Origin of the sequence: Paraburkholderia sp. SIMBA_054 (genome assembly GCF_046534875.1) — a bacterium.
In the GTDB taxonomy this organism is placed as follows: domain Bacteria; phylum Pseudomonadota; class Gammaproteobacteria; order Burkholderiales; family Burkholderiaceae; genus Paraburkholderia; species Paraburkholderia hospita.
Genome location: NZ_JAWRXV010000489.1, coordinates 1 through 309, shown reverse-complemented (window position 1 = coordinate 309; position 309 = coordinate 1). Strand labels below are relative to the sequence as shown.

At 65.7% G+C, this 309-nt stretch carries 1 pseudogene; it reads left to right on the top strand.

What is annotated here, in order from left to right:
- Window positions 1-148, top strand: a pseudogene (locus SB822_RS56020) (circadian clock protein KaiC); the annotation flags it as partial.
- Window positions 149-309 lie beyond the last annotated feature (161 nt).

Below are 309 nucleotides of genomic sequence, written 5' to 3'. Positions count from 1 at the left end.
CCGCCAGTTCCGGCTCACGAGCCATGGCGTCGAAGTGGGTGAAGCGCTGCGCGACTTCGAAGGCGTGCTCTCCGGGTTGCCGTCTTATAGCGGCAGCACCGCGCTGCTCGGTGCGACCGATCACCTCATCGATACGTCGCGGCAGTAAGCTCATGGAGCAACGCGTCCTGATTCTCGCGCCGTTTGGCCGCGACGCCGATGTCATTGCCGAAGTCCTGAGCAAGGACAAGCGGACGTGCGTCGCCTTTAGCGATGCGGACGCGCTGACCGAAGCGCTCGACGCCGGCGTCGGCACCGCGCTGATTGCCG